Here is a 22,506-nt window from a genome sequence, read left to right as displayed (position 1 = left end):
TCGTCAGCCCGAAAGAAACCCGCCTGAATTAGGGTAAACTGCCGCCCATTGCACACCTGCGCTGACAACTTCCCTACGGTATCCCCATGACATTCGCCACTCTTGGCCTGATCGAACCCTTGCTGCGCGCCCTCGAAACGCTTGGCTACCAGACCCCGACACCGGTGCAGGCGCAAGCCATTCCGGCGGTGCTGGGCGGTCGCGACCTGATGGCCGCGGCCCAGACCGGCACCGGCAAGACCGCCGGCTTCGCCTTGCCGCTGTTGCAGTTGCTGGCCATGGAAGGGCCGAAAGTCACCGCCAACTCGGTGCGCGCCCTGATTCTGGTGCCGACCCGCGAACTGGCCGAACAGGTGCACGAAGCGGTGCGCCAGTACGCCGAGAACCTGCCGCTGCGCACTTACGCGGTATACGGCGGCGTCAGCATCAATCCGCAAATGATGAAGCTGCGCGGCGGCGTTGACCTGCTGGTGGCCACGCCGGGCCGCCTGCTCGATCTGTTCCGCCAGAACGCGCTGAAGTTCAACCAGTTGCAGACCCTGGTGCTGGACGAAGCCGACCGCATGCTCGACCTGGGCTTTTCCGAAGAGCTGGCGAACATTTATCGCGCCCTGCCGAAAAAGCGTCAGACCCTGCTGTTCTCCGCGACCTTCTCCGATGACATCCGCCTGCTGGCCGGGCAGATGCTCAACGACCCGCTGAGCATCGAAGTCAGCCCGCGCAACGTTGCCGCCAACACCGTCAAGCAATGGGTGGTGACGGTGGACAAGAAGCGCAAGCCGGAGCTGTTCAGCCACCTGCTGCGCAAGAACCGCTGGAAGCAGGTGCTGGTGTTCGCCAAGACCCGCAACGGCGTGGACGCGCTGGTGGAAAGGCTGCAGGGCCAGGGCGTGAACGCCGACGGCATCCATGGCGACAAGCCCCAGGCCACCCGCCAGCGGGCGCTGGACCGCTTCAAGGCCAGCGAGATCCAGATCCTGGTGGCCACCGATGTCGCGGCCCGTGGCCTGGACATCGAGGACTTGCCGCTGGTGGTCAACTTCGATCTGCCGATCGTCGCCGAGGATTACATCCACCGCATCGGCCGCACTGGCCGCGCCGGCTCCACCGGTGAGGCGATCTCGCTGGTGTGCGCCGATGAAGTGAACCTGCTGTCGGCCATCGAGATGCTGACCCGCCAGACCCTCAAGCGCCACGACGAGCCGGACTTCATCCCGGAGCACCGGGTGCCGGAAACCGACGCCAGCGGCCAGGTGATCAAGAAGCCGAAAAAGCCGAAGAAACCCAAGACTTCCGGCGGTGGCGGCAAGCGCAACCTGGGCAAGTGGGTGGACAGCGGCGAAGTGGCCGAAGCCCCGGCGGTGAAACCGGTGCGCAAGGTGCCGGCGTTCAACACCGGGCCGCGCAAGCGCAAGCCGTAAGCCAGAGGCCAACACCGCCCCTGTAGCCGCTGGCGCAGCCTGCGATCGAGGACGCAGTCCTCGTAAAACCAAACGACCCGGTTCTCCTGGAGAAGCCGGGTCGTTTGCTTTGGCGGCCGCTGCGCGGCCGTTCGCAGCCTCGCTTCGCTCGGCAGCGGCTACAGGGCGTAGGCCGGGTTCAGGCCTTTTCCCGCAACCACTCGAGCATTCCCAACCCCGCTGCCCGCCCACTGGCGAAACACGCGGTGAGCAGGTAGCCGCCGGTGGGTGCTTCCCAGTCGAGCATCTCCCCGGCGCAGAACACGCCGGGCAATTGCTTGAGCATCAGGCGTTGGTCCATGGCCTCGAACGTCACCCCGCCGGCGCTGCTGATGGCTTCGTCCAGGGGCCGGGTTTTCACCAGGGTCAGCGGCAGGGCCTTGATCGCCTTGGCCAGCAGCGCCGGGTCGGCGAAGCAGTCGGCGCTGGTCAGTTCACGCAAGAGCGCGGCTTTTAACCCCTCGATGCCCACCTGGCTGTGCAGGTGCTTGGCCATGGAGCGCGAGCCCCGTGGCTTGCTCAGCGCGGCCTGGATCCGGTCATGGGGTTTGCCCGGCAACAGGTCGATATGCACCGTGGCGGTGCCGTGCTTGTTGATTGCCTCGCGAATCGGCGCCGACAGCGCGTAGATCAGGCTGCCCTCGATCCCGGTGGTGGTGATCACGCACTCGCCGAGGCGGGGTATGTCGTCGTTCAGGCCAATGGCCACGTTCTTCAGCGGGGCACCGGCGAACTTGCTGCGCAGCAGATCGCTCCAGTCCTGCACCTCGAACCCGCAGTTGCTCGGTTGCAGGGGCGCCAGTTGCACGCCGCGCTGCTCCAGCGGCAGCATCCAGGCGCCATCCGAACCCAGGCGCGACCAGCTGCCGCCACCCAGCGCCAGCAACACGGCGTCGGCCTGAACCGATTTTTCGCCTTCCGGGCTGTGGATGCGCAGGCTGCCATCGACATTCCAGCCGAGCCAGCGATGGCGGGTGTGGATAACCACGCCGGCATCGCGCAGGCGCTTGAGCCAGGCGCGCAGCAGCGGCGCGGCTTTCATGTCGGTGGGGAACACCCGGCCCGAGCTGCCGACGAACGTCTCGATGCCCAGGTCGTGAATCCATTGGCACAACGCCTCGCTGCCGAACTCGCGCAACAGCGGGGCCATCTGTGGGGCCCGTTCGGCATAACGCGAGAGGAAGGCCGGGTAGGCCTCGGAATGGGTGATGTTCATGCCGCCGACCCCGGCCAGCAGGAACTTGCGGCCTACCGATGGCATGCCGTCGTAGAGATCGACGCGCAGGCCCGCCAGGCTCAGCACCTCGGCCGCCATCAGGCCGGTGGGGCCGCCACCGATAATGGCGACGTGATGGGGCAGGGTGGTGCGGGATAAGGTCATGGCGGGCGGCGGCGTGGCGGAATAAGCCAGGCATTCTACCCGAGGCAGGCCCGTCGCCAATGCTCCATGCGTCCCGCAGCGGCTTATACAGGGGGTTGATCAAAAAATGTTCAGTGCTCTGCAGGGCTTGTACGGCATGGCCTGCAGACCCTTGCACTCAGGTTATCCACAAGCGGCTCCACAGAGATTGGGGGTAAGGCGCCCACAATTTCATGACCGCCTGATGAAGGTTTTTGTAGCCGCTGCTGCAGGCTGCGCAAGGTTCGCAGGACCTCCAGCGCCAGTGCCGACGCCAGCGAGCGTTCCGGTCGATCGCAGCCTGCGGCAGCGGCTACAGGTGTTGGTCGAAAAATGAGCAGAGGGCTGGAGGGCTTGTACTGCCTGGCGTGCAGCGGCTTACGCGCAGGTTATCCACAAGCGGCTCCACAGCGGTTGGGGGTAAGCCCCCCCACTTTTTGATGACAACCCGATGACGCGACCGGCCCCCATTTCTGTAGCCGCTGCCGCAGGCTGCGCAAGGTCCGCAGGACCTCCAGCGCCAGTGCCGACGCCAGCGAGCGTTCCGGTCGATCGCCGCCTGCGGCAGCGGCTAAAGGTGTTGGTCGAAAAATGATCAGTGGGCTGGAAGGCTTGTACTGCCTGGCGTGCAGCGGCTTACGCGCAGGTTATCCACAGGCGGCTCCACAGCGGTTGGGGGTAAGACGCCCATCTTTTGATGACAACCCGATGACGCGACCGACCCCCATTTCTGTAGCCGCTGCCGCAGGCTGCGCAAGGTCCGAAGGACCTCCAGCGCCAGTGCCGACGCCAGCGAGCGTTCCGGTCGATCCCAGCCTGCGACAGCGGCTACAGGTGTTGGTCGAAAAATGAGCAGTGGGCTGGAAGGCTTGTACTGCCTGGCGTGCAGCGGCTTACGCGCAGGTTATCCACAGGCGGCTCCACAGCGGTTGGGGGTAAGACGCCCATCTTTTGATGACAACCTGATGATGCGGCGGCGCTCATTTTTCAATGGCAACCCAATGACGTCCACACCCGTTGCGCGCTGTGGTGCAGGATACCGTGGCGCCGGGCCAGGGCCTGGCGGTCCTTGCTGTAGCCACCGCCGATCACCCCCAGCACCGGGATGTCGCGGCCCAGGCAATGGCGCATCACCTGTTCGTCGCGGGCGGCGACGCCCTGGTCGGTCAGCTTCAGGTAACCCAGGGCATCGTCCTGGTGCACATCCACCCCGGCGTCGTACAGCACCAGGTCCGGCTGGTACAGCGGCAGCAGGTAATTGAGGGCATCGTCGACCACCTTCAGGTAGTCGGCGTCGCCCATGCCCATTGGCAGGGGGATGTCCCAGTCGCTGCTGGCCTTGCGCGCCGGGAAGTTTTTTTCGCAGTGCAGCGAGACAGTCACGGCATCCGGGGTATGTTCGAGAATCCGCGCGGTGCCGTCGCCCTGGTGCACGTCGCAGTCGAAGATCAGCACCCGGCCGACCCGTCCGGCTTCCAGCAGGTAATGGCTGATCACCGCCAGGTCGTTGAAGATGCAGAAGCCCGCCGGGTGGTCGTAGTGGGCGTGATGGGTGCCGCCTGCCAGGTGACAGGCCAGGCCATGCTCCAGGGCCTGTTCGGCGGCCAGCAACGAGCCACCGACGGCGCGCACGGTGCGCCGGGCCAGGGCTTCGTTCCAGGGCAGGCCGAGGCGCCGCTGGTCTTCCCGCGACAACTCGCCGGCCATATAGCGTTCGATATACCCAGGGTCGTGGGCCAGGGCGAGAATTTCCCTGGGGCATAGTTCCGGGCGCAGCAGGTCGGCATCGCGGGTCAGGCCGCTGTCCACCAGGTGGTCGCGCAGCAGGCGAAACTTGTCCATGGGGAAGCGGTGCTCCGCCGGGAACTCAGGGCTGTAGTCTTCGTGGTAGATCAGCGGCAGTGGCATGGCAATTTCATGTAGGAATCCGAAAAGGATCCTACCAGCGATGTAGACTGGCACGCATGGAAATGGAGGGGACGATGGAGCCGATACTGCAACTCGAAAGTGCTCGACTGCTGTTGCGCCAGTGGCGCGACGAGGATTTGCCGGCGTTCGCGGCGATGTGTGCCGACCCGCAGGTGATGCGTTATTTTCCGGCCCCCTTGAGCCGCCTGGAAAGCGCCGCGCTGATCGGTCGGATCCGTGGGCATTTCGCCGAGCACGGTTTTGGCACGTGGGCGCTGGAGCGCAAGGATACCGGGGCCTTTATCGGTTTTACCGGGTTGGGCGTGGTGGGCTTCGAGGCGCCGTTCACCCCGGCGGTGGAAATCGGCTGGCGCCTGGCGCGCGAGCACTGGGGCCTGGGCTATGCCAGCGAAGCGGCCTGGACCGCGCTGCGCTGTGGTTTCGATCGCCTGGCCCTGAAGGAGATCGTCGCCTTCACCACCACCAGCAATCTGCCGTCGCAGAAAGTCATGCAGGCCATCGGCATGCAACACGCTGCGCACGACGATTTCGATCACCCAAAGCTCGGCAGCGAGCATCCGCTGCGTCATCATGTGCTGTATCGCATCAACCGCGAACAATGGTTGGAAACCTTGCATGGATAGCAGGTCGGGGGCATCTGGAGTGTGCCCATGTGTGTGAACCCGATTGAATCGACCGCAGCAGCGAAGACTGCGCGGCATTGCTCTGTGTGAGGAGAGTCTGAATGAGCCACGTGTTGGATGATCTGGTCGACCTGTTGACCCTGGAACCGATCGAGGAAAACCTGTTTCGCGGTCGCAGCCAAGACTTGGGTTTCCGCCAGCTGTTCGGCGGCCAGGTATTGGGTCAGTCCCTGTCCGCGGCCAGCCAGACTGTCGAAGAGGCCCGCCATGTGCATTCGCTGCACGGTTATTTCCTGCGCCCGGGCGACGCGGCGTTGCCGGTGGTGTACCAGGTCGATCGGGTACGCGATGGCGGCAGTTTCAGCACCCGCCGGGTGACGGCGATCCAGAAGGGCAACCCGATCTTCACCTGCAGCGCCTCGTTCCAGTACGACGAGGAAGGCTTCGAGCACCAGGACACGATGCCCCAGGTGGTCGGCCCGGAAAACCTGCCGTCGGAGCTGGAGATCACCCAGCAGCGCGCGCACCTTATCCCTGAGCACATGCGCGAGAAACTGCTGTGCCCCAAGCCCATCGAAGTGCGCCCGGTCACCGAGAAAGACCCCTACAACCCGCAGCCGGCGGACCCGATCAAATACGTCTGGTTCCGCGCCGACGGCAGCCTGCCGGACATTCCCGCGCTGCATAAATACCTGCTGGCCTATGCCTCGGACTTCGGCCTGCTGACCACCTCGATGCTGCCCCACGGCAAGTCGGTGTGGCAGAAGGACATGCAGGTCGCCAGCCTCGACCATGCGCTGTGGTTCCATGCCGACCTACGCGCCGACGACTGGCTGCTGTATGCCATGGACAGCCCGTGGGCCGGCAATTCCCGTGGTTTCTCCCGTGGCAGCGTGTTCAACCGCGCCGGCCAGCTGGTGGCGTCGGTGACCCAGGAAGGCCTGATCCGCCACCGCAAGGACTGGGCATGAGCCTGGCCGAGGTTCGGCATTGGGTGTTCGACATGGACGGCACCCTGACGGTGGCCGTGCATGATTTCGCGGCCATCCGCGAAGCGCTGGGGATCCCGCCGGAGCACGACATCCTGACCCACCTCGCGGCCTTGCCCGCCGCCGAAGCCGCGGCGAAACACGCCTGGCTGCTGGAGCACGAACGCGACCTGGCGCTGGGTTCGCGGCCGGCGCCGGGGGCGGTGGAGCTGGTGCGGGAGCTGGCGGCGCGGGGCTATCGCCTGGGCATCCTGACCCGCAATGCGCGGGAGCTGGCCCATGTCACCCTGGAGGCCATCGGCCTGGCCGACTGCTTTGCCGTCGAGGACGTGCTGGGGCGCGACGAAGCACCGCCCAAGCCTCACCCGGGCGGCTTGCTGAAGCTGGCCGCGGCCTGGGAGGTGGCGCCTGCCGAAATGGTGATGGTCGGCGACTACCGCTTCGACCTTGATTGCGGTCGCGCGGCGGGCACCCACACGGTGCTGGTCAACCTGCCGGATAACCCGTGGCCGGAGCTGGCCGACTGGCATGCCGAGGATTGCAGCGCGCTGCGGCGGATGGTGCTGGCTTAAAAAGCATCGCGGGCAAGCCTCGCTCCTACGGATCTGCGTTGTAGCCCTCTGCCGGGTACGACAACGAACCTGTAGGAGCGAGGCTTGCCCGCGATAGCGTTCTTGCTGATCTCACTCTGTTTATTGGCCGAACAATGCCTTCTGCCCCTCGGGCGAAGTGAACATCTTGTCGCCGTCATGCCCGACCCCGGGCACTTCGATCAATTGCTGTTGCAATCCCTGGGGATGGCGCTGTTTCAGGTAGTCGAAGTAGTTGTGCCCGCGAATCAAGCGGTAGGCGCCCTGGGCCTCGGCGGCGCAGCTGGTGTCCAGCGCCGGGTGGTGCGGGTCGGTGTCCTGTTTGCCTAGCAGGTAGGTGATATCGCGTTTGACGTAGCGCTGTTCCAGTTGCTGCGCGGTCTGGCCGGCGGCGTAGGCCGGCAGCTTGAGCAGGCCGTACTTCCAGCGGTTGAAACCGGGGCACGCGCCGGCATCGACCTTCACCGGGCGCTGCTCGTCGAAGTAGGCATAGGACGACGGGTTGGCGATGACGTAGCGCAGCTTGATGCCGTCATCCTCCAGGCCCGGATGGTGCTGGCCGAGCAGGGCGAAACGCTGCACCACCTGGGCGCCACCGGAGTGGCCGGCGATGACGATCTCGGTCAGGGACGGGAACTGCTGGCGATCGCTCAGCCGCGTGATGATCGCGTCCAGCACCGCATAGGAACTGATCGCCCTGGGCCCGCTGGACGGCTCGCCGGCCATCCAGTCATTGCCCTGCCAGCGCAGCAGCGAACCGGGTAATTGGTGACGCTCGATATCGCTCTGGTTGAGAAACTGCGGGGCGACCACCAGGGTGGACGCACTTTGCCCGGCCTGGCTGGCGGCCTGTTCGGCGCTTTGCAGGTATGTCTGGGCGTTACGCAGGCGTCCGTGGACAATGATCAGCGCCCGCTGGACCTCGGGCAGCGGCCGCTGCCAGTCCTGGCTCAGGCCGATGGCCAGTTCGCCGCCTTCGAGGTTCAGCCGCGCGGGGCTGATCGTCTTGACGCCATTTTCCGCTGCCTGCGCGCCGGCGCAGATCATCCATAACGTGAGCAGCACCAGTACCCGGCGCATTACAGACTCTTCGCCGCGAAGGTGTCGCACTGGCCGACTTGGCCCTGGGTGAAACCGGCCTTGAACCAGCGTACCCGTTGCGCCGAGCTGCCATGGGTGAAGGAGTCCGGTACCACGCGGCCCTGGCCTTGCTGTTGCAGGCGGTCGTCACCGATGGCGTTGGCGGCGTTCAGGGCTTCTTCGATATCCCCCGGCTCCAGCCAGTTCAGGCGTTTCTGCGCATGGTTGGCCCAGACGCCCGCCAGGCAGTCGGCCTGCAGCTCCTGGCGCACCAGCAGGCCGCCGTCGCCTTCCATCTGCCGGCCTTGTTGGCGGGCCGCCTGGATCTTCGCCGAGACGCCGAGCAGGGTCTGTACGTGGTGGCCGATTTCGTGGGCGATCACGTAGGCCTGGGCGAAGTCGCCGGCGGCCGAGAAGCGTTGGTCCATCTCGCGGAAGAAGTCCATGTCCAGGTACACCTGCTGGTCGGCCGGGCAATAGAACGGGCCGGTGGCGGAGGTCGCCGAGCCGCAGGCGGAGTTCACCCGGCCACGGAACAGGATGAGCTTGGGTTGCTGATAAGTGCGTCCGGCCTGTTGGAAGATCTGGCCCCAGGTGTCTTCGGTGTCGCCGAGGATGGAGCGCACGAATTCCGCCTGCTCGTCGTTGGCCGGCGGCGCCTGGCGGGTCTGCTGGGTGGTGGCGGGCGCCGAGGACTGGTCCATCTGCCCGGCGAGTTGTCCGAGGATTTGCAGCGGGTCCTGGCCGGTGACCCAGCCGATGCCGACGATCAGGATAATGGCGGTCAGGCTCAGGCCCTTGCCGCCGCCAAAGCGCAGACCGCCGCCTCCACCGCCGCCACTGTCATCGCGAGCATCCACCACGTTGTCGCTGCGCCGTCCTTTTTTCCAAAGCATGGGTGAATCCTCGTTCTAATTTGCTGATCAGTGTTGCTGGTGAGTAGGGCAGACGCCAGTCCGGTCGTCAGCCTTTTGCATGCACGCTACCATGGCCCGCAGCCGCATCGATCCTGTCGCGACACATCCGGGGCCTCCTTTGAACATCGATACCCGCATCAAATTCCGTCACCTCGTATGTTTTCTTGAAATGTCTCGCCAGGGCAGCCTGGCTCGGGCGGCGGATGTGCTCGCGGTAAGCCAGCCGGCGATGTCGAAAACCCTCAAGGAACTGGAAGAACTGCTCGACACCCGGCTGTTCGCCCGGAGCAAGGCCGGGCTCAGCCTGACCGAGGCCGGCATGGCCTTTCTGCGTTACGCCGGGCCCTCGGTGCAGGCCCTGCGCGAGGGGGTGAACACCCTGCGCGGTGGCGAATATGCCGCCGGCGTGGTGCGCCTGGGTGTGCTTTCGACCGCCGAAAGCCTGCTGCTGCCGGAGGTGGTGCGGCGCCTGCACGAACGGCATTCGGCGCTGGTGGTGAGCGTGGTCACCGGCCCCAGCGCCTACCTGCTGTCGCAGTTGCGGGTCGGCGATGTCGACCTGGTGGTCGGGCGCATGACGGACAGCCCGCAGATCCAGGGCCTGAGTTTCGAGCATCTGTACAGCGAGTCCATGACCCTGGTGGCGCGCCCCGATCATCCGTTGCTGCACGGGCCGTTGGATCGGCATGTGCTGGAGCGCTACCCGCTGGTACTGCCGCTGGCCGGCACCACCATCCGCAAGTTCGCCGACAGCCTGTTCGTGCAGTGCGGCATCAGCCAGTCGCGCCAGCGCCTGGAAACCCTCTCGGTGGCCTTGAGCCGGCGTTATGTGCTGTCCAGCGATGCGCTGTGGATCGCCCCGCTGGATGCAGTGCGCCTGGACCTGGCCAATGGCGAGCTGCGCGAGATCGACCTGGGGCAGCGTGAGCCGGGCGGCTCGGTGGGCATCTCCAGCAACGCCAGCCTGCCGCTGTCGCTGGCGGCGCAATGGTGCGTGGAGGTGCTGCGGGAGGTCGGGCAGGCCTATCGCGAGGGGCGTTATCCATAACCTATTGGTTATGTATTGGAGGGGGCTTTTCAATAGTCGTCGGGCTGCTGTTGTTTGAAACTGCGTGGGCTGCGCTCCATAAATCAAACAACAGGAGACCGACATGTCCGATGCAGACAGCAGTCGTTTCGTTATCCGTGACCGTAATTGGCATCCCAAGGCCCTGACCCCCGACTACAAGACCTCCGTGGCCCGTTCGCCACGCCAGGCGCTGGTGAGCATTCCGCAATCGCTGAGCGAAACCAGTGGCCCCGATTTCTCCCATCTGAAGACCGGGCGTTTCGACAACGACCTGCTGCTCAACTTCAATAACGGCGGCTTGCCGGTGGGCGAGCGGATCATCGTCGCCGGCCGGGTCTGCGATCAGTACGGCCAGCCGATTCCCCACACTCTGGTGGAGATGTGGCAAGCCAACGCCGGTGGTCGCTATCGGCACAAGAACGACCGCTACCTGGCGCCCCTGGACCCGAACTTCGGCGGTGTCGGCCGGGCCCTGACCGACCGCGACGGCTACTACAGCTTCCGCACCATCAAGCCCGGCCCTTACCCGTGGCGCAACGGCCCGAACGACTGGCGCCCGGCGCATATCCACTTCTCCATCAGCGGGCCGTCGATCGCCACGCGGTTGATCACCCAGCTGTATTTCGAGGGCGACCCGCTGATCCCGCTGTGTCCGATCGTCAAGTCGATCGCCAACCCGGACGCGGTGCAGAGCCTGATCGCGCGGCTGGACATGAGCAGCGCCAACCCGATGGACTGCCTGGCCTATCGCTTCGACATCGTGTTGCGCGGCCAGCGCAAGACCCACTTCGAGAATTGCTGAGGAGCCCGCCATGCCTATCCAATTGCTGCCTGAAACCCCTTCGCAAACAGCCGGCCCTTATGTGCACATCGGCCTGGCGCTGGCCGCCGCGGGCAACCCGACCCGCAGCGACGAGATCTGGAACCGGATGGCCGGGCCCGACGCCCAGGGGGAAAAGATCCTGCTGATCGGCCATGTGTATGACGGTAACGGCCATCTGGTGCGCGACTCGTTCCTCGAGTTCTGGCAAGCCAACCACGAGGGCGTCTACGACCCTGTGTTCGATTCGGAGAAAGCCTTCAACAGCTTCGGGCGCACGGCCACCACCTTCGATGCCGGCGAGTGGATGCTGCACACGGTCAAGCCGGGCGTGGTGAACAACGCCGCTGGGGTGCCGATGGCGCCGCACATCAACGTGGCGCTGTTCGCCCGGGGGATCAACATCCACCTGCATACCCGCCTGTATTTCGCCGACGAGCCGGAAGCCAACGCCGCCTGCCCGGTGCTGAACCTGATCGAGCAGCCGCAGCGGCGCGACACCCTGCTGGCGCATCCCTGTGACGTGGATGGGCAGCGGGCGTACCGCTTCGATATCCGCATCCAGGGGGAAGAGGAGACGGTGTTCTTCGATTTCTGATTGGCCATCCGTAACCGCGGGCGTCTCCTGCGGAGCCGATCGCAGCCTCGCGGGCTTCGGCAGCGGCTACAGGGATTCCGTGCTTTCTGTAGCCGCTGGCGCAGCCTGCGATAAGGTCCGCAGGGCCTTCAAGCGATCTCAATAACCACGCTCTCTTCGAGGGTGATTGCTGGCTTATTCGTAAGCGCTGGCGCCCGCGATGTGCCGCCCGGCGATGTAGCCGAAGGTCAGCGCCGGGCCGAGATTGATACCGCCGGCGGGGTAGTGGCCGCCCATGATGCTGGCCATGTCGCTGCCGGCGGCATACAGGCCGGCGATGGCCTGGCCCTGGCCGTCGAGCACCTGGGCGTGGGGGTTGACCTTGAGCCCGGCGAACGTGCCGAAGCAGCCCGGCTGGACTTTCACCGCGTAGAACGGCCCCTGTTCGATGGGCGCCACGCACGGGTTGGGTTGCTGGCGCGGGTCGCCCTGCTTGCGGTTGTAGGGCGTCGAGCCCCGGCCGAACAGCGGGTCCTGGCCTTGTCGGGCATGCCGGTTGTATTCCGCCAGGGTGGCGCGCAAGCCGTCCGCATCGATGCCGCAGGCCTGGGCCAGCTCCTCGATGCTCGCGCCACGCTTCAGGTAGCCACTGCGGATAAAGGGCGCCAGCGGCACCGGGAAGGGCCGGGAGATGCCCAGGCCATAGCGGCGCTGGAAGCCGTGGCTGCAGATCAGCCACGACGCCACTTCTTCGCTCTCGGGCGCCGCCGCGACCATCGCTCGCACATAGTCGTAGTAACCGTCGGCTTCGTTGACGAAGCGCTGGCCGTTGCGCAAGACGCCGATGACTCCCGGCTTGCCGCGTTCGATGATGTGCGGGAAATGTCCGCGGCTGCCGTCCTGGTAGGGCACCGCGGAGACCGGGGCCCAGGCCACGGGGGATTCCATGTCGGTATCGACCCGGGCACCGACGCTTTCCCCCAGGCGCAAGCCGTCGCCCGAGACCGCCAACGGCGGCAGGGCCAGATGCTCGTGGCCGGTGGGCGTGCGTGGGAACAGCGCCTTGCGCCGCTCGATGTCGTTGGCGAAGCCACCGGCCGCCAGCACCACCGCTTTGCGGGCGCGGATACGAATGGGCCCCCGGGTGGCGCTGCTGACAATCGCCCCGGTCACCGCGTCGCCGTCACGCAGCAATTCGGTGACCGGCGCCGATTCCCAGAGCAGTACGCCAAGGTCCTGCGCCGACTTGGCCAGGCGCGCCACCAGCGCCACACCGTTGACCAGTTGCAGGGCGCGGCGATGGGTGATGAGGTCGCGCAGGTGGCGAGCGACGCGTTTGCTCACGTGCCAGGCCGCCGGCAGCGAGCGACTCAGGTTGAGGAAGGCCGTCAGGTCGGCGCCGGCCATGATCGGCATGCCGATGAACGAGGTTTCGCGCATCGTCTTGCGCAGGCGCTTGAGCAGCGTGCCGACCTCGCGCCCATCGTAGGGCGCGGCGATCACCGAGCGTCCGCCGGTGCCGGCGCCCGGCGTATCGCCGTTGATATCGGCGATGGCGTTGCCGTCGGCGAATTGCAGTGCGGTATGGCGCTCGAAGAACGACACCATGCGCGGGCCGGCTTCGAGGAAGGCGTCGATCATTGCTGGCCGGTAGCGTTCGCCCAGTTCATGTTTCAGGTAGGTGCGCGGCAGTTCCACGTCCTCGACTATGCCGGCCCGTCGCGCCAGCGGGTTGCACGGCACCCAGGCCCAGCCGCCGGACCAGGCGGTGGCACCGCCGAACACCGGGTCTTTCTCCACCACTATGACCTTCAGGCCATGCCAGGCCGCGGTCACGGCCGCCGAAAGGCCGGCGGCGCCGGAGCCGACGACCAGCACGTCGCAATCGATATCGGGGTGGTGCAGGGAGGCGGTGGCAGGCATGGAAGAAGCAACTCCGCTAAACGAACGATTATTGTTTTTGGAACTTGATTCCAAAAAATATACGGAGTCGAATAGTCGGCAGCAAGGCGAGGGCAGGATCATCTGCGCCGTGCCGAGGTTTTTATGGGCGGTTATCGAACGAGGCCGCGGTGTGTTTCCCATTGCGCCGGTTGTCACTAGAATCGGCCAAATTTCGTCTGGACCCGACCATGGCCGGCAGTCAAATCGAGCGCGTCTTCAGCGTTCTGGAAAGTCTTACCAGCGACCCTCGCGGCCTGCCGATGCAGACCCTGGCCGAGCAGCTGGGCATCCCCAAAAGCGCCACCCACCGGCTGTTGGCGGAGCTGATCCGCCTGGGCTACGTGCGCCAGAACCCGGACAACCTGCGCTATCACCTGTCGACCAAGCTGGTGGCCATGGGCTTTCGCTACCTGTCCAGCAGCGGCGCGGATATCGTCCAGCCGGTGCTCGACCGGCTGGCCCAGGAAACCGGCGAGCTGGTGCGCCTCGGGGTGATCGAGGACGAGCGCCAGACCTGGATCGCCAAGTCCCAGGGCGCCCGTTCCGGGTTGCGCTACGACCCCGACATGGGCCGCGAGGCGCCGTTGTTCTATACCGCTTCCGGGCATGCCTGGCTGGCCTGCCTGAGCGATGCCGAGGCGTTATCGCTGGTGGAGCGCCAGGCCGCCGAGATCCCCGCGGACCTGGGCCCGAACGCGCCGCGCTCGAACATCGAACTGCTCGAACGCCTGCGCCTGGCCCGGGAACAGGGCTACGCCTGGGTCGAGGAAAGTTCGGCGGTGGGCACCTCGGCGGTGGCCGCGGTGGTGCGTCATCCGGTCGACGGCCGGGTGGTTGGAGTGCTGAGCATCGCCGGCCCCAGCGCGCGCATGCCGCTGGCGCGCCTGCATGAACTGGCGCCGCTGCTGTTGAAGTTCACCGACGAACTCTCGGCCGCCAGCCAGGCCTCCGAACTCTTCAGCTGACCCTGTAGCCGCTGGCGCAGCCTGCGATCGGCTCCGCAGGAGCTGCAAAACCAGCCTCTGCGGTGGGACAGGCTGAATGCGGTCGCCTGTTTTACGGCCGCTGCGCGCCCGATAGCAGCCTCGCGGGGCTCGGCAGCGGCTACAGGGTTTCCTCGTTTTCTGTAGCCGCTGGCGCAGCCTGCGATCGGCTCCGCAGGAGCCGCAAAACCAGCCTCTGCGGTGGGACAGGCTGAATGCGGTCGCCTGTTTTACGGCCGCTGCGCGCCCGATAGCAGCCTCGCGGGGCTCGGCAGCGGCTACAGGGTTTCCTCGTGTTCTGTAACCGCTGGCGCAGCCTGCGATAAGCCCGCGCCACGCTGGTCGCAGGGCCTTCCCGATCTCAAGCCTTAAAGCTGTTCGCTGATCGGACACTATTTCGTTTTGCTCTTGTGTGAAAGTGGAACCGAGTTCTAAATATTTGAAATCTCACGTTCCCATAACAATCACAAGAGGATCCCGCCTTGCACTCGCCTTTGCGCATTGCCCTGATCGGCGCCGGCAATATGGGCCAGCAGCATTACCAGCACCTCAAGACCCTGACCGAGGCCAGGCTCTGCGCCGTGGCCGACCCCGGCCCGCTAGCCGCCGGGATCGCTGCGCAGTGGCAGGTGGCGTATTACTCCGACCCTCGACAGATGCTCGAACAGGCCCGCCCCGACGCCGTGATAGTCGCCAACCCGAACAACCTGCATGTCGGCACCGCCCTGGATTGCCTGGCGGCCGGGGTGCCGGTGCTGCTGGAGAAACCGGTCGGCGTGCACCTGGATGAAGCGCGCGAACTGGTGGCCGCGGTGAAAAGCAGCGGTGTTCCGGTGCTGGTGGGCCATCACCGGCGCCACAATCCGCTGATCGTTCGCGCCCATGCGCTGGTGCGGTGCGGGGCATTGGGCCGGCTGACCACGGTCACCGCGCTCTGGCAGTTGCAGAAGCCCGACAGCTATTTCGAGATTCCCTGGCGCCGCGAACCCGGGGCCGGGATGCTGCTGACCAACCTGATTCACGACCTCGACCTGCTGCGTCATCTGTGCGGCGAGGTGCATCAGGTGCAGGCCGTCACCAGCAACGCGGTGCGTGGTTTTGCCAACGAGGATTGCGCCGCCGTCCTGCTGCAATTCGCCAACGGTGCCCTGGGCAGCCTGACCGGTTCCGACGCCGTGGCGGCGCCCTGGAGCTGGGAGCTGGATTCCGGCGAAAACCCGGTATACCCGCGCCAGGCCGACCAGCCGTGCTACCTGCTGGCTGGCACCGCTGGCGCCCTGAGCATTCCGCAGCTCAAGCGCTGGCAGTACGCCGAGGCCGGCGCCGGCTGGCATCAGCCGTTGCTGGCGGTCGAGGAACCTTTCACCGCCGCCGAGGCCCTGCGCCTGCAGTTGCAGCATTTCGTCAAAGTGGCGCGGCGCGAGGTCGAGCCGCTGGTCAGCGTGGCCGATGCGGCGCGGACCCTGGCGCTGATCGAGGCGATCCGCGAAGCGGCGGCGACCGGTCGGGCCTGTGCCCCGGCGTCGATCGAGGGATGAGCATGAGCGAACGTATTCTGTCCCTGGCCAGCCTCACGGTGCTGGAAATTTCACCGCCGCAGATGGTCGAGGTGGCGGCCCGTGCCGGTTACAGCCATGTCGGTTTGCGCCTGGTGCCGGCGACGCCGCAGGAGCATCACTTTGCCCTGGTGGCCGATGCCGATCTGCGCCGACAGACCCTGAGCCGCCTGCGCGACACCGGTGTCGGCGTGCTGGATGTGGAGATCCTGCGCCTCAAGCCGCACACCCGGGTCGCGGATTTCGAGGCGGTGCTGGCGGTCGGCGCCGAGTTCGGCGCCAGCGAGCTGCTGGTGGCCGGCAACGACCCCGACGAGGGGCGCATGACCGAGCGCTTCGCCGAACTGTGCGACCTGGCGTCGATCTACGGCCTGCACCCGCACCTGGAGTTCATGCCCTGGACCGATGCACGCAACCTGGAGCAGGCGGTGCGGGTGGTAGAGAACGCCGGCCGCGACAACGCCGGCGTGCTGGTGGATGCATTCCACTTCGATCGCTCGGCCTCGCGCCTGGAGGACTTGGCAAAGGTCGCGCCGTCACGGCTGCGTTATGCCCAGCTGTGCGACGTGGCTGGCCTGCGACCGGACGATATGCAGGAGATCCTGCGCCAGGCCCGCAACGAGCGGCGTTTCCCCGGGGATGGCGATTGCGACCTGGCGGGGCTCCTGCATTGTCTGCCGGCCAACCTGCCGTTGAGCCTGGAGATCCCCACGGTGAAATTGCTCGAACAGGGCGTCGGTGCCCTGGAGCGGGCGCAGATGGCCCTGGACAAGACCCGGGCGTTGTTGGCGCGGCTCTAGTTGGTAGCCCGTATGACCCCAATCGCGGGCAAGCCTCGCTCCTACGGACGCCGCGTCTGTAGGAGCGAGGCTTGCCCGCGAAGCTGTTTCTACAAACAAACCCTATCTTGAGAGACCCCGCGGATGACCCTCAGCACACCCCTTTCCGGTGTCAACCAGCCCTTCAAGGGCATCCTGTTGGTCGTCGTGGCGACCTTCCTGTTCGCCAGTCACGACGCCTTGTCGAAATACCTTTCGGGGTTCTATCCGATCGTGATGGTGGTCTGGGCCCGCTACCTGGTTCATACCCTGCTGATGGCCGGGATCTTCCTGCCGCAATCGGGCCTGCGGGTGTTGCGCACCAAGCGGCCGTTGCTGCAACTGGCGCGGGCCTTGTGCCTGCTCGGCACCAGCCTGCTGTTCACCTCGGCGCTGCTGTTTATCCCGCTGGCGGAAGCCACGGCGGTCAACTTCCTGGCGCCGGTGCTGGTCACCGCGCTCTCGGTGCCGCTGCTGGGCGAGCGGGTCACGAAGGGCCAGTGGCTGGCGGTGATCTGCGGTTTTATCGGGGTGCTGATCATCGTTCACCCGGGTGGCGACCTGTTCACCCCGGCGGTGCTGCTGCCTTTCTGCTCGGCACTGTTTTTCTGTTTTTACCAACTGCTGACCCGCAAGCTCGCCGAGCACGACAGCCCGACCACCAGCAACTTCTTCGCCGGCCTGTGCAACCCCCTGGTGATGAGCGCGCTGGTGCCGTTCTTCTGGCAGGTGCCGGGCTTTGTCCATGGTGTGTTGATGCTGGCGCTGGGGGCCTGCGGCATGACCGCCCACCTGTTCCTGACCCAGGCCTTCCGCCATGCGGCGCCGGCGCTGTTGGCGCCGTTCGGCTATTGCCAGATCGTCTTCGCCGGATTGCTGGGCTGGCTGTTGTTCAGCCATACACCACAGCCGATCACCCAGCTGGGCATCACGGTGATCTGCCTCAGCGGCCTGGCGGCTGCCTGGCAACAGCGGCGGCGCTGAGTGGCGTTAGCAGTGGGAGGACAGTCGATATCGACTGAGAGAAGGGGGGAGAAAAAAGCAGGCCCGGAACCGGGCCTGCGAGAGGAAAGCGTCAGTCTTCTACTTTTGGAATCTTGCGGGGGGCCATGAAGTACATCCAGGTCAGGGCAATGAAGTACATCGCCGGGATCAGGGTGAACAGCACGGTGTAGTTGTTGTTGGTGACGGTCAGGATATGGCCCACCAGCTGGGTCATGAACATGCCGCCGATGGCCGCGCACATGCCGCCGAAACCGAACACCGTGCTCATCATGTGCTTGGGCGTGTAGTCCATCACCAGGCTCCAGATGTTGGCGGTCCAGGCCTGGTGCGCGCCGATGGCCAGGGAGATGGCGAACACCGCCAGCCACAGGTTGCTGGCCCCGGCGGCCATGACCACGCCGACGATGCAGCAGGCGAACAGCAGCATGGACATCAGGCGCGCCTTGATCGGGTTGACCCCGCGGCCGATCAGGAACGACGAGAGGATGCCGCCGCCGACGCTGCCGAAGTCGGCGGTCAGGTAGATGATGATCAGCGGGATGCCCATCTGGGTCACGTTGATGCCCAGGTTGTACTGCTGGTTGAGGAACGGCGGCAGCCAGTACAGGTAGAACCAGAACACCGGCGCGGTGATCGCGTAGGCCAGGGCGAAAGCCCAGGTGCCGCGCATGCGCAGGATGCGCGAGAAAGGCACGCGGGCCTGCTCCGGTTCGACTTCTTTCTGGATGTACTCGAGCTCGGACTGTTTGACGCTCGGGTGATCTTCCGGGTTGAAGTACTTCAGGCCCCAGAACAGCAGCCAGATGCCGCCCAGCGCAGCCATGCACAGGAATGCCGCCTGCCAGCCCCAGGCGTGCAGGATCAACGGCAGCAGCATCGGCGTGAACATGGCGCCGACGTTGGTCCCGGCGTTGAAGATGCCGGTGGCCACGGCGCGTTCGCCGGCCGGGAACCACAGGCGCGTGGTCTTCACGCAGGCCGGGTAGTTGGCGGCCTCGGTCAGCCCGAGGATAAAGCGGCAGACCATGAAGCCCGCGGCCGAAGTGGCCAGGCCGTGAGCGCCGGTGGCCAGGCTCCACAACAGCACGGCGAAGAAGAACACGCGCTTGACGCCGACCCGGTCGATCAACCGTCCTTGCAGGACGAAACCGACGGCGTAGCCGACCTGGAACCAGAAGTTGATGTTGGCGTAGTCCATCGCCGTCCAGCTCATTTCCTTGGCCAGGATCGGCTGCATCACACCCAGGGCGGCGCGGTCGATGTAGTTCAGGGTGGTGGCGAAGAACACCAGGGCGAGCATGCCCCAGCGGGTCTTGCCGACCGCCATGGCGCCGCGGATCTTGTCGCCGATGCCGCCGGAGGCGGTGCCGAGGCTCGGGGCCATGCGGGAGCTTTGAGAAGGAATCATGTGTGCCATCCGTTCAATGACTGACGAGGGACAACTCGTCGGGACTCAAGGGCGCGTGATCGATTGTCGGCTATGCGGACGGGCCGCGGGTGAACTCGATGATCGATCGGCTGAGTGCTTTGGTCGACGCGCGTCGGGCGCGGCGGTGGAAAGCGGGTTGGTCAGCGTGCGGGCATGGTCAGCCCAGGGGCCGTAGTGCGTCCGTCTGAAGGCGGCTGTTGGAGGCGTGGCCGGGTGAGGGCCGAAGGGCCAGGCAGAGAGGTGTGGCGTTGAGTGCAAGCATGAGGGGGTACCCGATTTTTGAAATTTTTATGGTGTGTTCTGGGTCTTGGGTGATTGAAGCCGGCGGTTCGGTGCCGGCTCAATGTGTTGCCGATGGTGCGCAGCGGACGAAAAATCGTCAATTCGCCAATGGCCATTTTGTTCGATAATCGCACGAAAAACTAACTGGTTCGTACACTTTGAATTGCTGTCTGTACTGCCCGGCTCAATAATCCGCCCCATCCAATAACAAACGTACCTGTAGCCGCTGCCGCAGGCTGCGATCGCCCGCGAAGCGGGCGCGGGATCTTCAGTGCGCTGGAGGACCTGCGGCAGCGGCCACAGGCACGGCGCCCGATCTGTGGTCATTACCGGGAGTTGAAACATGCAGCGTTCCATTGCCACCGTCTCCTTGAGCGGTACCCTGCCGGAAAAACTCGAAGCCATTGCCGCCGCTGGTTTCGACGGTGTGGAGATTTTCGAGAACGACCTGCTCTACTACGACGGCAGCCCTCGGGAAATCCGCCAGATGTGCGCGGACCTGGGCATCGCCATCACCCTGTTCCAGCCTTTTCGCGATTTCGAAGGCTGCCGCCGCGACCGCCTGCAACGCAACCTGGAACGCGCCGAGCGCAAGTTCGACCTGATGCAGGAACTGGGCACCGACCTGGTGCTGGTGTGCAGCAATGCCGCGGCCGACAGCGTCGGCGACCGGCAGATCCTGGTGGACGACCTGCGCCTGCTGGCCGAGCGCGCCGGTAGCCGTGGCCTGCGGATCGGCTACGAAGCCCTGGCCTGGGGCCGGCACGTCAATACTTATCAACAGGTCTGGGACATCGTTCGCGAGGCCGACCATCCGAGCCTGGGCGTGCTGCTCGACAGCTTCCACACCTTGTCGCTCAAGGGCGACCCGGCGGCGATCGCCGAGATTCCCGGGGACAAGATCTTCTTCGTGCAGATGGCCGACGCGCCGATCCTGGCCATGGACGTGCTGGAGTGGAGCCGGCATTTTCGCTGCTTCCCGGGGCAGGGCGATTTCGACTTGCCGGGGTTCCTCGCGCCGATCATCAAGAGCGGCTACACCGGGCCTTTGTCCCTGGAGATCTTCAACGACGGTTTCCGCGCCGCGCCACCCCGGGCCAACGCCGCGGACGGCCTGCGCTCGCTGCTGTACCTCGAGGAGAAAACCCGCCAGCGCCTGGCGCAGGAAGCCACGCCGGTGGCCAATATCGATACGCTGTTCGCGCCGCCGCCGGCCAGTGAATATGGCGGCACCGAGTTTCTCGAGTTCGCCGTGGACGAAGCGCTGGGCGCCAAGCTTGGCGGCTGGCTGGAACGCCTGGGGTTCGCCAGGGCCGGCCAGCACCGCTCGAAGAATGTCAGCCTGATGCGCCAGGGCGATATCAACCTGATCCTCAATTCCGAGCCTTATTCCTTTGCCCACAGCTTCTTCGAGGCCCACGGCCCCTCGGTGTGCGCCACGGCGATCCGGGTCAAGGACAGCGCCAAGGCGCTAGAGCGCGCGGTGGCCTACAAGGGCCAGCCGTACCGCGGGCTGGTGGGCCCCAACGAACTGGAACTGGCCGCCGTGCGCGAGCTGGATGGCAGCCTGATCTACCTGGTGGACCAGGAGCAGGGCGGGAACCTGTACGACACCGATTTCAATATGCTCCCCGGCGTGGTGACCAAGGGCGGCCTCAAGCGCATCGACCACATGGCCATGGCGTTGCCGGCCGACAACCTCGACAGCTGGGTGCTGTTCTACAAGAGCCTGCTGGATTTCACCGCCGACGACGAAGTGGTGCTGCCCGACCCCTACGGCCTGGTGAAGAGCCGGGCGCTGCGCAGCCGTTGCAGCACCATTCGTTTGCCGCTGAACATTTCCGAGAACCGCAAGACCGCGATCTCCCATGCGCTGTCCAGTTACGGCGGCTCGGGCGTGCATCACATCGCCTTCGATTGCGACGATATCTTTGCCGAAGTCAGCCGGGCCAAGGAGGCGGGCGTGCCGCTGCTGGACATCCCGCTCAACTACTACGACGACCTGGCCGCGCGCTTCGATTTCGACGACGAGTTCCTCAGCGAGCTGGCTTACTACAACGTGCTCTACGACCGTGACGCCCAGGGTGGCGAGCTGTTCCATGTCTACACCGAGCCGTTCGAGGGGCGCTTCTTCTTCGAGATCATCCAGCGCAAGAATGGCTATGTCGGTTATGGCGCGGCGAACGTCGCGGTACGCCTGGCGGCCATGGCCAAGTCGCGCAGTGGCGGGGTGCGGCACGCGAAGTTGTAGGAGTTTCGTAACGGCGGCGGCAAAGGGCCGCCGTCCTGCTTTCCTTCGCTGCGCGAGGCGGCCCATAATCGCCCGCGTGTGCAGCGATGGCCGTGAGCCCCAGAATGACAATGACCACAGAACTCTCCGTAGCGCCCGAGCAGCCCGTGATCGAGCCACGCAAGAGTCGCAAGAACAACCCGGAAAAGACCCGCGAGAACATTCTGCAAGAAGCCATTGTGGAGTTCGTGCAGCAGGGCCTGTCCGGTGCTCGGGTGGATGCCATCGCCGAGCGCATCCACACCTCCAAGCGCATGATCTATTACTACTTCGGCAGCAAGGAGCAGCTGTACGTCGAGGTGCTGGAGAAGCTCTACGGCGATATCCGCAACACCGAAAGCCGCCTGCACCTGGCGGAGCTGGCGCCGCGCGAGGCGATTCGTCGGCTGGTGGAGTTCACCTTCGATCACCACGACCGCAACGTCGATTTCGTGCGCATCGTCAGCATCGAGAACATCCATAACGCCGAATACGTGAAGCGCTCCGAAGCGATCAAGGCGATGAACAACACCATCCTGCATGCCCTGGGCGAGATCCTCCGGCGCGGGGCCGACGAGGGCGTGTTCCGCGCCGACCTGGACCCACTGGACGTGCATTTGCTGATCAGTTCGTTCTGCTTCTACCGTGTGTCCAACCGCCACACGTTCGGCGAGATCTTCCAGATCGACCTGCCCGACGAAGCGATCAAGCAGCGCCACCGCGAGATGATCTGCGAGTCGGTGCTGCGTTACTTGCAGGCCTGATCG

At 65.4% G+C, this 22,506-nt stretch carries 19 protein-coding genes; 13 read left to right on the top strand and 6 right to left on the bottom strand.

Annotated features, from left to right (window positions below; translation table 11 throughout):
- Window positions 1–86: 86 nt before the first annotated feature.
- A complete protein-coding gene (locus tag CXQ81_RS28845) occupies window positions 87–1,421 on the top strand; it encodes a DEAD/DEAH box helicase (RefSeq protein WP_009045762.1) in 1,335 nt (444 codons plus the stop codon).
- Between the two features lie 178 nt (window positions 1,422–1,599).
- On the opposite strand, the gene CXQ81_RS28840 is transcribed toward CXQ81_RS28845, so the two are convergent.
- Together CXQ81_RS28840 and CXQ81_RS28835 are read right to left on the bottom strand one after the other, a co-directional pair.
- The gene (locus CXQ81_RS28840; protein WP_101339206.1) at window positions 1,600–2,841 is read right to left on the bottom strand and encodes a TIGR03862 family flavoprotein; all 1,242 of its coding nucleotides are present in this window, start codon (window positions 2,839–2,841) and stop codon (window positions 1,600–1,602) included.
- 1,005 nt (window positions 2,842–3,846) lie between these two features.
- Complete coding sequence (locus tag CXQ81_RS28835; RefSeq protein ID WP_007928907.1) at window positions 3,847–4,767, bottom strand: histone deacetylase; 921 nt, start codon at window positions 4,765–4,767, stop codon at window positions 3,847–3,849.
- Window positions 4,768–4,841: 74 nt separating this feature from the next.
- Between CXQ81_RS28835 and CXQ81_RS28830 the strand changes: the two genes are divergently transcribed.
- The 3 genes from CXQ81_RS28830 (at window position 4,842) to CXQ81_RS28820 (ending at window position 6,972) form a co-directional block, all read left to right on the top strand.
- Complete coding sequence (locus tag CXQ81_RS28830) at window positions 4,842–5,411, top strand: GNAT family N-acetyltransferase (protein ID WP_007928906.1); 570 nt, start codon at window positions 4,842–4,844, stop codon at window positions 5,409–5,411.
- 101 nt (window positions 5,412–5,512) lie between these two features.
- Window positions 5,513–6,382, top strand: a complete 870-nt coding sequence (gene tesB / locus CXQ81_RS28825; RefSeq protein WP_007928905.1) for an acyl-CoA thioesterase II — start codon at window positions 5,513–5,515, stop codon at window positions 6,380–6,382.
- A complete protein-coding gene (locus tag CXQ81_RS28820; protein WP_007928904.1) occupies window positions 6,379–6,972 on the top strand; it encodes an HAD family hydrolase in 594 nt (197 codons plus the stop codon). Before tesB ends, CXQ81_RS28820 begins: the two co-directional genes overlap by 4 nt.
- 120 nt (window positions 6,973–7,092) lie before the next feature.
- On the opposite strand, the gene CXQ81_RS28815 is transcribed toward CXQ81_RS28820, so the two are convergent.
- Together CXQ81_RS28815 and CXQ81_RS28810 are read right to left on the bottom strand one after the other, a co-directional pair.
- Window positions 7,093–8,070, bottom strand: a complete 978-nt coding sequence (locus CXQ81_RS28815; protein ID WP_101339205.1) for a hypothetical protein — start codon at window positions 8,068–8,070, stop codon at window positions 7,093–7,095.
- Complete coding sequence (locus CXQ81_RS28810) at window positions 8,070–8,966, bottom strand: neutral zinc metallopeptidase (protein WP_101339204.1); 897 nt, start codon at window positions 8,964–8,966, stop codon at window positions 8,070–8,072. Before CXQ81_RS28810 ends, CXQ81_RS28815 begins: the two co-directional genes overlap by 1 nt.
- Window positions 8,967–9,105: 139 nt before the next feature.
- Between CXQ81_RS28810 and pcaQ the strand changes: the two genes are divergently transcribed.
- From pcaQ to pcaG, 3 genes are all read left to right on the top strand, one after another.
- Complete coding sequence (gene pcaQ / locus CXQ81_RS28805) at window positions 9,106–10,035, top strand: pca operon transcription factor PcaQ (protein WP_101339492.1); 930 nt, start codon at window positions 9,106–9,108, stop codon at window positions 10,033–10,035.
- A gap of 103 nt (window positions 10,036–10,138) precedes the next feature.
- A complete protein-coding gene (pcaH, locus tag CXQ81_RS28800) occupies window positions 10,139–10,858 on the top strand; it encodes a protocatechuate 3,4-dioxygenase subunit beta (protein ID WP_007928900.1) in 720 nt (239 codons plus the stop codon).
- A gap of 10 nt (window positions 10,859–10,868) precedes the next feature.
- Window positions 10,869–11,474: a protocatechuate 3,4-dioxygenase subunit alpha gene (pcaG, locus tag CXQ81_RS28795; RefSeq protein WP_101339203.1), complete on the top strand. Its 606-nt coding sequence runs from the start codon at window positions 10,869–10,871 to the stop codon at window positions 11,472–11,474.
- A gap of 174 nt (window positions 11,475–11,648) precedes the next feature.
- Here the strand turns inward: pcaG and CXQ81_RS28790 are convergent, their stop codons facing one another.
- Window positions 11,649–13,376 carry an FAD-dependent oxidoreductase gene (locus CXQ81_RS28790; protein ID WP_101339202.1) on the bottom strand — a complete coding sequence of 576 codons (1,728 nt, stop codon included), beginning with the start codon at window positions 13,374–13,376 and terminating at the stop codon, window positions 11,649–11,651.
- 209 nt (window positions 13,377–13,585) lie between these two features.
- Here CXQ81_RS28790 and CXQ81_RS28785 point away from each other — a divergent pair, with 209 nt between their 5' ends.
- From CXQ81_RS28785 to CXQ81_RS28770, 4 genes are all read left to right on the top strand, one after another.
- Window positions 13,586–14,362 carry an IclR family transcriptional regulator gene (locus CXQ81_RS28785; protein WP_007928890.1) on the top strand — a complete coding sequence of 259 codons (777 nt, stop codon included), beginning with the start codon at window positions 13,586–13,588 and terminating at the stop codon, window positions 14,360–14,362.
- Between the two features lie 500 nt (window positions 14,363–14,862).
- Window positions 14,863–15,918, top strand: coding sequence for a Gfo/Idh/MocA family protein (locus CXQ81_RS28780; RefSeq protein WP_101339201.1), 1,056 nt, complete (start codon window positions 14,863–14,865; stop codon window positions 15,916–15,918).
- Window positions 15,919–15,920: 2 nt separating this feature from the next.
- A complete protein-coding gene (locus CXQ81_RS28775) occupies window positions 15,921–16,736 on the top strand; it encodes a sugar phosphate isomerase/epimerase (RefSeq protein ID WP_101339200.1) in 816 nt (271 codons plus the stop codon).
- Window positions 16,737–16,859: 123 nt separating this feature from the next.
- Window positions 16,860–17,738: a DMT family transporter gene (locus CXQ81_RS28770; RefSeq protein WP_101339199.1), complete on the top strand. Its 879-nt coding sequence runs from the start codon at window positions 16,860–16,862 to the stop codon at window positions 17,736–17,738.
- Between the two features lie 91 nt (window positions 17,739–17,829).
- Here CXQ81_RS28770 and CXQ81_RS28765 read toward each other — a convergent pair whose 3' ends face one another.
- Window positions 17,830–19,167 carry an MFS transporter gene (locus CXQ81_RS28765; RefSeq protein WP_101339198.1) on the bottom strand — a complete coding sequence of 446 codons (1,338 nt, stop codon included), beginning with the start codon at window positions 19,165–19,167 and terminating at the stop codon, window positions 17,830–17,832.
- 646 nt (window positions 19,168–19,813) lie between these two features.
- Here CXQ81_RS28765 and quiC point away from each other — a divergent pair.
- Together quiC and CXQ81_RS28755 are read left to right on the top strand one after the other, a co-directional pair.
- On the top strand, window positions 19,814–21,721 hold the full coding sequence (gene quiC / locus CXQ81_RS28760) for a 3-dehydroshikimate dehydratase QuiC (RefSeq protein WP_101339197.1): 1,908 nt from the start codon (window positions 19,814–19,816) through the stop codon (window positions 21,719–21,721).
- A gap of 104 nt (window positions 21,722–21,825) precedes the next feature.
- Window positions 21,826–22,503: a TetR/AcrR family transcriptional regulator gene (locus CXQ81_RS28755; RefSeq protein ID WP_101339196.1), complete on the top strand. Its 678-nt coding sequence runs from the start codon at window positions 21,826–21,828 to the stop codon at window positions 22,501–22,503.
- The last annotated feature ends 3 nt before the right edge of the window (window positions 22,504–22,506 follow it).

The organism is Pseudomonas sp. 09C 129 (genome assembly GCF_002843625.1).
Classification (GTDB): domain Bacteria; phylum Pseudomonadota; class Gammaproteobacteria; order Pseudomonadales; family Pseudomonadaceae; genus Aquipseudomonas; species Aquipseudomonas chlororaphis.
This window is presented reverse-complemented; position numbering and strand designations above follow the sequence as displayed.